Below are 8829 nucleotides of genomic sequence, written 5' to 3' on the forward strand. Positions count from 1 at the left end.
GATCGCCCTCTCAGGCCGGCTACCCGTCGTCGCCTTGGTAGGCCATCACCCCACCAACAAGCTGATAGGCCGCGGGCCCATCCCAAGCCAATAAATCTTTCCACACCACCAGATGCCCAGCGATGTCATATCCGGCATTAGCCCCGGTTTCCCGGAGTTATTCCAGAGCTTGGGGCAGGTTGCCCACGTGTTACTCACCCGTTCGCCGCTAGGAGCAAGCTCCTCGCTCGACTTGCATGTGTTAAGCACGCCGCCAGCGTTCGTCCTGAGCCAGGATCAAACTCTCCATCAATGCTTTGAAAGAGATGGCCGGGCCGCCAAGCCCAACCGATCCTGGCAAGACAGATCCTCGTAAGATCGTCTGTCATTGCCAAAGGAATTTCCCACCACAACCAGAACATCAGCCCTGGCCATGGACGGGGGTTTAAAACTAAATGGCACTGACTATTCGGTACGCTGTTGAGTTCTCAAGGAGCAGATGCTGCTGGGATCACGCCGCGAAGCGTACATACCCAGGCGATTTGCTTTTCAAAGTTCTTTTCGGTCAGGTGCGTCGCAAATGCCCCGAAGGCTGCGATCCCGCCCGAAGACCCGACCTTGCGGTCCGATCCCGCGTCCCGAGTGGAGCCACCCTGTTCGGTGTCTGCCGTGTCTCGCTGACAGAGAGAACATTACGGGGGGATGTCGGGCGCCGTCAAATCAATCGGGTCTCAGGATGTGTGACGTATGTCACAGGTACCCAATCGGAGCTTGACGATGCCGTCTGGTATGGGAGGCTTAGCGTTCTGCGCTCGAACAGGTGATCGGCCCTCGGGCCTGCTCCCAGGCCGTCCGGCACCGCTCGGGCACCCCCGTCGGCGTGGGCCGCGAAGCTCCTGCGCCGGCACCGCGCTGCTGCACGGCACCGGTGCCCTGGCATCCGCACCTGGGCATCCGCACCTGGGCATCCGCAGAGTCAGGCATTCCGGGCTTCCGCGCACCGCGCGCAGCTCACCGGTGCACCCGACTCGCCGGTGGCACTCGGCTCACCGATGGCTCGCCCAGGAGCCAGAACCGGTTCGGCAGGTCAGCTCCGGCCCTGATCCCGATGCGCGGTCCACGGCCCACCTCCTCGTCCGCGACCGGCCAACCCCGGTGCACGGTCACGGGTCCACCGCCCGTCAGGTCCGTCCCGGTGCACGTGCCGTCGACACCCAGCACCCGTGCGAAGCGCCCGGGGCCGGAGGCCACCCGCCGGGCCGCGAGGCCGCCGGCGCCCCTCCCGGAACCAGGCCCCCCGTCACCACGGCCCCGGTCCGCGGCCGCCGGGCCCACCTCCGGGTCGAACCGCTCCGAACCCGGCGTGACGCCGCCGAGCGCCCGCGGAATCGCACCGGCCGCGCAGACGCTCCCGGCCCGGACGAGAACCGCCGCCGCCGTTCCCTCCGGGCCGCACACGACGTTGAAACACCAGTGCATGCCGTACACGAAGTAGACGTAGGCGTATCCCGGTGGCCCGAACATCACCGCGCTGCGTGGAGTCGGACCGCGCCGAGCGTGGGAGGCGGGATCATCCGTCCCTCCGTAGGCCTCGACCTCGGTCACCCGCAACGCGACCGGCCCGTGCCGGATCGTCGTCCCGAGCAGATCCCGGGCGACGACCAGCACGGGCCGGTCGTAGAAGTCTCGGTCGAGGACGAGTCCGCTCAGTTCCCCGCCCATGCCCGGTCACGGTCCAGCACCGGAGCCAGGTCGCGGATCTGGTCCCGCACCCGATCCGGGGCCGTGCCGCCGGGCGCCGAGCGTGCCTCCAGCGCCCCGCGCACCGACAGAACCGAGCGGACGTCCGCGGTGAGCAGCGGGTTGATCGCCGCCAGGTCCTCCGCGGAGACGTCGTCGAGCTCGGCGTCGTGGGCCACGCACCAGGCGACCAGCTGGCCGACCGCCTCATGCGCCTCCCGGAAGACGACGCCGTTGCGAACCAGGTACTCGGCGACGTCGGTCGCGAGCGCGAAGCCGTCGGGCGCGGCCCGTTCGAGCCGCTCCCGGCGTACCCGCATCGTCGCGACCATGCCGGTCATCGCGGGCAGCACGACCAGAAGGGTGTCGACCGCGTCGAAGACCGGCTCCTTGTCCTCCTGCAGATCGCGGTCGTACGCGAGCGGCAGGCCCTTGAGGGTCGTCAGGAGAGCGGTCAGCGCACCGATGAGCCGGCCGGACTTGCCCCGCGCGAGCTCGGCAATGTCCGGGTTCTTCTTCTGCGGCATGATCGAGCTGCCGGTCGCGAAGGCGTCATCCAGCTCGACCCAGCCGAACTCGCGGGTCGTCCACAGGACGATCTCCTCGCCGAGGCGGGACAGATGCACGCCCGTGAGGGCCGCGGCGAAGAGGAACTCCGCCGCGAAGTCCCGATCCGACACCGCGTCCAGCGAGTTCGCGAAGGCCCGGTCGAACCCGAGCTCCGCGGCCACCCCCGCCGGGTCGAGCGGCAGGGAGGAGCCGGCGAGGGCGCCTGCTCCCAGCGCGCTCACCGAGGCCCGGCGGTCCCAGTCACGCAGCCGGTCGACGTCCCGGACGAACGCCTGGACGTGCGCGAGCAGCTGGTGGCCGAACGAGATCGGCTGCGCGTGCTGCAGGTGGGTCATCCCCGGCGCCGGGGTGTCGACATGCTGTTCGGCGAGGGTGACGAGCGCACTCGACAGCTCGGTGAGCCGGCCCGCGACCTGCCGAGCGTGATCGCGGAGGTAGAGGCGCAGATCGGTGGCGACCTGGTCGTTGCGGCTGCGCCCGGCGCGCAGCTTGCCGCCGAGGGCGCCGAGGTTTTCCAGCAGCCCCCGCTCCAGCGCCGTGTGGACGTCCTCGTCCTCGACGGTGGGACGGAACCGACCCTGGGTGACGGCATCCGACAGGTCGTCGAGTGCCTTCAGCATGGCCGCCAGCTCGCCGGCGTCGAGCAGCCCCGCCCGGTGCAGCACCCGGGCGTGGGACCGGGAGGCGAGCAGGTCGTAGGGCGCCAGCCGCCAGTCGAACTGCACGCTGACCGACAGCCGGGCCAGCGCCTCGGCCGGCCCGCCGGCGAACCGCCCGCCCCACAGCCGCAGCGGCGCGGATCCGTCCGCACCGGGCACCGAGGCAGCGTCGTTCATCGGGCCCGCGTCGTCATGCGTCCGTTCGGGATCCATCGTCACTCGCTCCTCGTCGACCGACGGGTACTCCCCCGTCGCCACCGGACCGACCGACATCATGGGTGCAGCCGCTGCTCGCGGGCCGCCCAGACCTTGGTGGGCAGGCCCCACAGCTCGATGAACCCGCGAGCGTCGCTCTGGTCGAACTGGTCGCCGGCATCGTAGGTCGCGAGGGCGTGGTCGTAGAGGCTCCCCGGGCTGCGACGCCCGACGACCTGGGCCACACCGCCAGACAGCCGGATGCGCACATCGCCGGAGACGCCGGCGCTGGACGAGTCCACGAAGGCGTCCAGCGCGGCCTTGAGCGGCGAGTACCACAGCCCGTCGTAGACGATCTCGCCCCAACGCTGGTCGACACCGCGCTTGAACCGCGCGATGTCGCGCTCGAGGGTGAGGTCCTCGAGGTCCCGGTGCGCCGTCAGCAGGGTGATCGCACCCGGGCATTCGTAGATCTCGCGGCTCTTGATACCGACGAGCCGGTCCTCGATCATGTCGATCCGGCCGACACCCTGAGCCCCGGCCCGGGTGTTGAGCTCGGCGACCAGCTCGACCAGCGACAGGGCGCGGCCGTCGAGCGCGGTCGGCACACCGTCGGTGAACGAGATCGTGACCTCGTCGGCCGGGCGCGGGACGGTCGGGTCGGCGGTGTAGACGAAGACGTCCTCCGGCGGCTGCGCCCACGGGTCCTCGAGGATGCCGCACTCGGCCGTGCGGCCGAACAGGTTCTGGTCGATCGAGTACGGCGACTTCTTCGAGACGTCGATCGGCAGGCCGCGCTCCTCCGCGAAGGCGATCGCCTTGTCCCTCGTCATCCCGGAGTCACGGACCGGGGCCAGCACCCGCAGGCCGGGAGCCAGCGCCATCACGCCGACCTCGAAACGGACCTGGTCGTTGCCCTTGCCCGTGCAGCCGTGCGCGATCGCGTCCGCGCCGTGCTGGCGGGCGGCCTCGACGAGGTGCCTGACGATGATCGGCCGCGACAGCGAGGAGATGAGTGGGTAGCGGTCCATGTAGAGCGCGTTCGCCCGGATCGCCGGGGCGACGAAGTCCGCCGCGAACTCCTCGCGGGCGTCGACGACGATCGATTCGACGGCGCCGCAGGTGAGGGCACGCTGGCGGATCGCCTCCAGGTCCTCACCGCCCTGGCCGACGTCGACGGCCAGGGCGATGACCTCGGCGCCGGTCTCGGCGCCGATCCAGCCGATGGCCACGGACGTGTCGAGGCCGCCCGAGTAGGCAAGCACGACGCGTTCGGTCACTGGGTATCTCCTTAGTTCTGGCTCAGGTTCTCTGGTTCTGGCTGAGGTTCTGGCTCAGGTTTCGTCGACACGGTTGTCGTCGTGGCACGGGTTGGCTCAGCCCGTGTCGTCATCCGAGGCCCGTGTCGTCATCCGGGCCCGGCGGCTCGCCGACACCGTCCCGGGGCGTTGGTGCGCCTGGCCTGGCCCGGCCGTCGGCCAGGGACAGCAGCCGGCCGGCGAACTCCGGGCCGGCCGACGAGCCGTTGCGCCCCTGCATCGCCCGACAGACCACGAGAATCGTGTCGTCGCCGGCGATGGTTCCCATCACCTCCGGCAGGGCTGCCCGGTCGAGGGCGGAGGCGAACAGTTGCGCGGCGCCCGGCGGAGTCCGCAGCACGACGAGATCACCGTTGGCCTCCGCCGAGACCAGCAGCTCCTCGCAGAGCCTGGTGAGCGGAATGCGCACGGCCTCGGCCGGGGCCTGGTTGACGTCCACCCGGTAGATGAGGACGCCGTCAGGCCCACGGGCCTTCGTCGCGCCGATGTCCTCCAGATCGCGGGACAGGGTGGCCTGGGTGACCTGCACGCCCTCCGCGAGAAGCAGACGCGCCAGCTCCGCCTGTGACCGTACCGACCTGGCCGCGATCAGCCCGGCCAGACGCGCCTGCCGGGCGTGTTTCGTCAGGGGGGCCGCCGCGCGAATCGTCATCGGAGGGCGGCCTCCGACGACGCGTCGTCGAGCAGGAGCGACAGCAGTGCCTTCTGGGCGTGCAGCCGGTTCTCCGCCTGGTCGAACACCACCGACCGCGGGCCGTCCAGCACCGCGGCGGAGATCTCCACGTCGCGGTGCGCGGGCAGGCAGTGCATGACGATCGCGTCCGGGCGCGCGACCTCGACGACCTTCTCGTCCAGGCGGTAGGGCTGGAAGACGAGCGCTCGGGTGTCCGACTCGTCGTCCTGACCCATCGACGCCCAGACGTCGGTGTAAAGCACGTCCGCGTCGGTCGCGGCTTCCAGCGCGTCGTGCATCACCAACGCCTCGCCCCCGGTGACCGCGCCGATCTCGTTCGCCTGCCGGACGACCTGGTCGAACGGCTCGTAGCCGGGAGGAGACGCCACATGAACCCGCATCCCGGCCATGGCCCCGGCGAGCATCAGCGAGTGCGCGACGTTGTTGCCGTCGCCCAGGTAGGTCAGGGTCAGGCCCGCGAGGCGGCCGCGCAGCTCACGGATGGTCTGCAGGTCGGCGAGCGCCTGGCAGGGATGGGCGTGGTCGGAGAGCGCGTTGATGACGGGCACGGTTGCCGCCGCGGCCATCCGCTCGACCCTTTCCTGCGCGAACGTCCGGATGACGATCGCGTCCACATAGCGGCTGAGGACGGCGGCTGTGTCCTCGATCGTCTCCCCCCTGCCCAGCTGGGTGGTGGCGGAGTCGATCACGATCGGGTGGCCGCCCAGCTCGGCGACCGCCACGTCGAACGACAGGCGGGTCCGGGTCGACGGCTTCTCGAAGATCAGCGCGACCGATCGGCCCTCGAGCGGACGGGGGGCCGCGCCACGCTCGCGGCGGGTGGCCTTGAGTCGGTCGGCGAGATCTAGCAGTGCGGCCTGCTCGGACGAGGTCAGGTCCGTGTCGAGCAGGAAGTGTCGGGCCGTCATGGGCTGACCTTAGAGCTTTCGCCCGGGTTCTTCCCGGCCTCGGCCCGGCCACGGCCAGCCAGGACGCCGGCGGTGATTCCGGGCAGCGCCGATACGAACGCGTCCACGTCGGGCTGGGTGATCACCAGTGGTGGCGCGAGCCGGACGACGTCCGCGGCGACCGCGTTCACCAGGAAGCCGGCCTCACGCGCGGCGGTCTCCAGCTCGGCGGCATAGGGCCCGTCGAGCTCGATCGCCCGCCACAGCCCGACGCCGCGTACTCCGGTGACGCCGGCGGCGCCGGCGGCGAGAACCCCCGCGCGCAACGACTCACCCAGCGCGGTCGCGTGGTCGAGCAGGCCGTCGGCCACGATCGTGTCCAGGACCGCGAGGGCGGCCGAGCAGACGAGGGGGCCACCGCCGAAGGTGCTGCCGTGGTCCCCCGGCTGCAGCAGGAGCCCGGCGGCGCCGATGCCGATGCAGACCCCGATGGGCAGCCCGCCGCCCAGCCCCTTCGCGAGGGTGATCACGTCGGGGACGACTCCCGCGGTCTGGTGGGCGAACCAGGCGCCGGTGCGCCCGATGCCGCTCTGGACCTCGTCGAGCACCAGCAGCGCGCCGTGCTCGTCGCAGGCCGCGCGGGCCGCCGCGAGGTAGCCGGGCGGCGGCGCCACCACGCCACCCTCACCCAGCGTCGGTTCCAGGAAGACCGCGGCCGTGCGCTCGCTGACCGCCTCGGCCAGCGCCTGCGCGTCGCCGTAGGGGACGAAGCGCACACCGGGCAGCAGCGGTTCGAAGGGCGCCCGCTTCCCGGGCTGGCCGGTGATGGACAGCGCTCCCATGGTCCGCCCGTGGAAGGCGCCCTCGGCCGCGATGATCTCCGACCGGCCGGTCCGGCGGCTGATCTTGATGGCGGTCTCGTTCGCCTCGGCGCCCGAGTTGCAGAAGAACGCCCGCCCGTCCACGCCCAGCAGCTCCATCAGCCGCTCCGCCAGCAGGACCTGGGGCGTGTTCACATACAGGTTCGAAGTGTGGCCGAGCGTGTCGAGCTGCGCGACCACCGCGGCCCGCACCGCCGGATGGCAGTGCCCGAGGACGCTCACCGCCACACCCGCGATCAGATCCACGTACTCGCGGCCGTCGGCGTCCCACACGTGGGCACCGGCGCCACGGGTCAACGCGATCGACGGCCGGCCGTAGGTGGCCATGACGACGGCGTCCCGCCGGTCGAGCAGGTCGGCGTTCACGATTCTCCTTCGGTGATTTCCGTGCCGGGGCCGGCCCCGTCGTCGGGCCGGATCAGGGTGCCGATCCCCTCGTCGGTGAAGACCTCCAGCAGCACGGCGTGGGGAACCCGCCCGTCGAGCACGTGGGCCTGGGGAACCCCGCCGGAGACGGCCCGCACGCAGGCTTCCATCTTCGGGATCATTCCGGACGACAGGGAGGGCAGGAGCCGTTCCAGCTCGCCTACCGTCAGTTCACTGATCACCTCGTCGCTGGCCGGCCAGTCCGCGTAGAGACCTTCGACGTCGGTCAGCACCACGAGCTTCGTCGCTCCCAGTGCCAGGGCCAGCACCGCGGCTGCCGTGTCCGCGTTGACGTTGTACACCCCGCCGTCGAGCCCGCGGGCCACCGAGGCCACGACCGGGACCTTGCCCGAGTCCAGCAGTGCGTTGACGGTCTCGGGCTGGACCTCGACCACGTCACCGACCAGCCCGACGTCCACGGCCTGGCCGTCGACCATCGCCGGGCGGCGACGGGCGGTGAACAGGTTCGCGTCCTCGCCCGAGAGGCCGACCGCGAACGGGCCGTGGTCGTTGACCAGGCCGACGACATCCCGGTTGACCTGGCCGACGAGGACCATCCGGACGACCTCCATCGTCTCGGGCGTGGTCACCCGCAGGCCGCCGACGAACTCCGAGGCCACCCCGAGCCGCTCCAGGTGCGCGGTGATCTGCGGGCCTCCGCCGTGCACGACCACCACCCGGATGCCCGCGTAGCGCAGGAAGACGATGTCCGCCGCGAACGCCTCCCGCAGCTCGGGCCGGGTCATCGCGTTCCCGCCGTACTTGATCACCATCGTCGCCCCGTGGAACCGGGACAGCCACGGCAGGGCCTCGATGAGGACCTTCGTCTTCGTGAGCGCGGAATGCCCACGTGCCCGCGCGGCCGGGCCGCGCGTCGGCGGACTGTCGCTCATGTCGAGTACGCCGAGTTCTCGTAGACGTACCCGTCGGTGAGGTCGTTCGTCCGCACGACGACCTCGGCGGCGCCCGCGTGCAGGTCCGCGACGATGCTGATCTCCCGCCCGGAGAGGTCGACCAGGTCCCGGGACTCACCCGGAGCGCCGGCCCGGCACACCTGGACACCGTTCATGGCCACGTCGAGCTGGTCGGGCTCGAACGCCGCGGCGGTGGTGCCGATCGCCGCGAGCACCCGGCCCCAGTTCGGGTCCTTGCCGTAGAGCGCGCACTTGAGCAGGTTGTTCCGCGCGATCGCCCGGCCGACCTCGAGCGCATCCGCCTCGGAGGCCGCCCCGGTGACCGTGATGGAGATCGTCTTCGTGGATCCTTCGGCATCGCCGAGCATCTGGCCCGCCAGGTCCTCGCAGACGGCGGTGACCAGCTCGGTCAGCTCGGCCTCGGGCAGCGCCCGCCCCGACGCACCCGACGCGAGCAGCAGCACGGTGTCGTTGGTCGACAGGCATCCGTCGGAGTCGACCCGCTCGAAGGTCGTGCGGCAGGCCTCCCGCACGACACGGTCAAGAGTCGCGGCGTCGGCGACGG

At 71.0% G+C, this 8829-nt stretch carries 8 protein-coding genes and 1 rRNA gene; all 9 read right to left on the reverse strand.

The window, feature by feature from the left end; translation table 11 throughout:
• Positions 1 to 292: ribosomal RNA gene (locus FREUN1FDRAFT_RS36425) — 16S ribosomal RNA — on the reverse strand; the annotation flags it as partial.
• A gap of 698 nt (positions 293 to 990) precedes the next feature.
• Positions 991 to 1701: a DNA-3-methyladenine glycosylase gene (locus tag FREUN1FDRAFT_RS36430; protein WP_006545424.1), complete on the reverse strand. Its 711-nt coding sequence runs from the start codon at positions 1699 to 1701 to the stop codon at positions 991 to 993.
• A complete protein-coding gene (gene argH / locus FREUN1FDRAFT_RS36435) occupies positions 1686 to 3125 on the reverse strand; it encodes an argininosuccinate lyase (protein WP_232295585.1) in 1440 nt (479 codons plus the stop codon). The genes FREUN1FDRAFT_RS36430 and argH overlap by 16 nt, the downstream gene beginning before the upstream one ends.
• Before the next feature lie 95 nt (positions 3126 to 3220).
• The gene (locus FREUN1FDRAFT_RS36440; RefSeq protein WP_006545426.1) at positions 3221 to 4423 is read right to left on the reverse strand and encodes an argininosuccinate synthase; all 1203 of its coding nucleotides are present in this window, start codon (positions 4421 to 4423) and stop codon (positions 3221 to 3223) included.
• 109 nt (positions 4424 to 4532) lie between these two features.
• Positions 4533 to 5114 (reverse strand): arginine repressor, encoded by a 582-nt coding sequence (argR, locus tag FREUN1FDRAFT_RS36445; protein WP_006545427.1) that lies wholly within the window; start codon positions 5112 to 5114, stop codon positions 4533 to 4535.
• Positions 5111 to 6064, reverse strand: a complete 954-nt coding sequence (gene argF, locus FREUN1FDRAFT_RS36450) for an ornithine carbamoyltransferase (RefSeq protein ID WP_006545428.1) — start codon at positions 6062 to 6064, stop codon at positions 5111 to 5113. The genes argR and argF overlap by 4 nt, the downstream gene beginning before the upstream one ends.
• Entirely contained in the window at positions 6061 to 7290 is a 1230-nt protein-coding gene (locus FREUN1FDRAFT_RS36455; protein WP_006545429.1) for an acetylornithine transaminase, read from the reverse strand. The genes argF and FREUN1FDRAFT_RS36455 overlap by 4 nt, the downstream gene beginning before the upstream one ends.
• On the reverse strand, positions 7287 to 8243 hold the full coding sequence (gene argB, locus FREUN1FDRAFT_RS36460; RefSeq protein ID WP_006545430.1) for an acetylglutamate kinase: 957 nt from the start codon (positions 8241 to 8243) through the stop codon (positions 7287 to 7289). Before argB ends, FREUN1FDRAFT_RS36455 begins: the two co-directional genes overlap by 4 nt.
• On the reverse strand, positions 8240 to 8829 hold a 590-nt coding region (locus FREUN1FDRAFT_RS36465; protein WP_006545431.1), incomplete at its 5' end, for a bifunctional ornithine acetyltransferase/N-acetylglutamate synthase. The genes argB and FREUN1FDRAFT_RS36465, both read right to left, overlap by 4 nt.

The sequence above is a fragment of the Parafrankia sp. EUN1f genome (assembly GCF_000177675.1).
Taxonomy (GTDB): Bacteria; Actinomycetota; Actinomycetes; order Frankiales; family Frankiaceae; genus Parafrankia.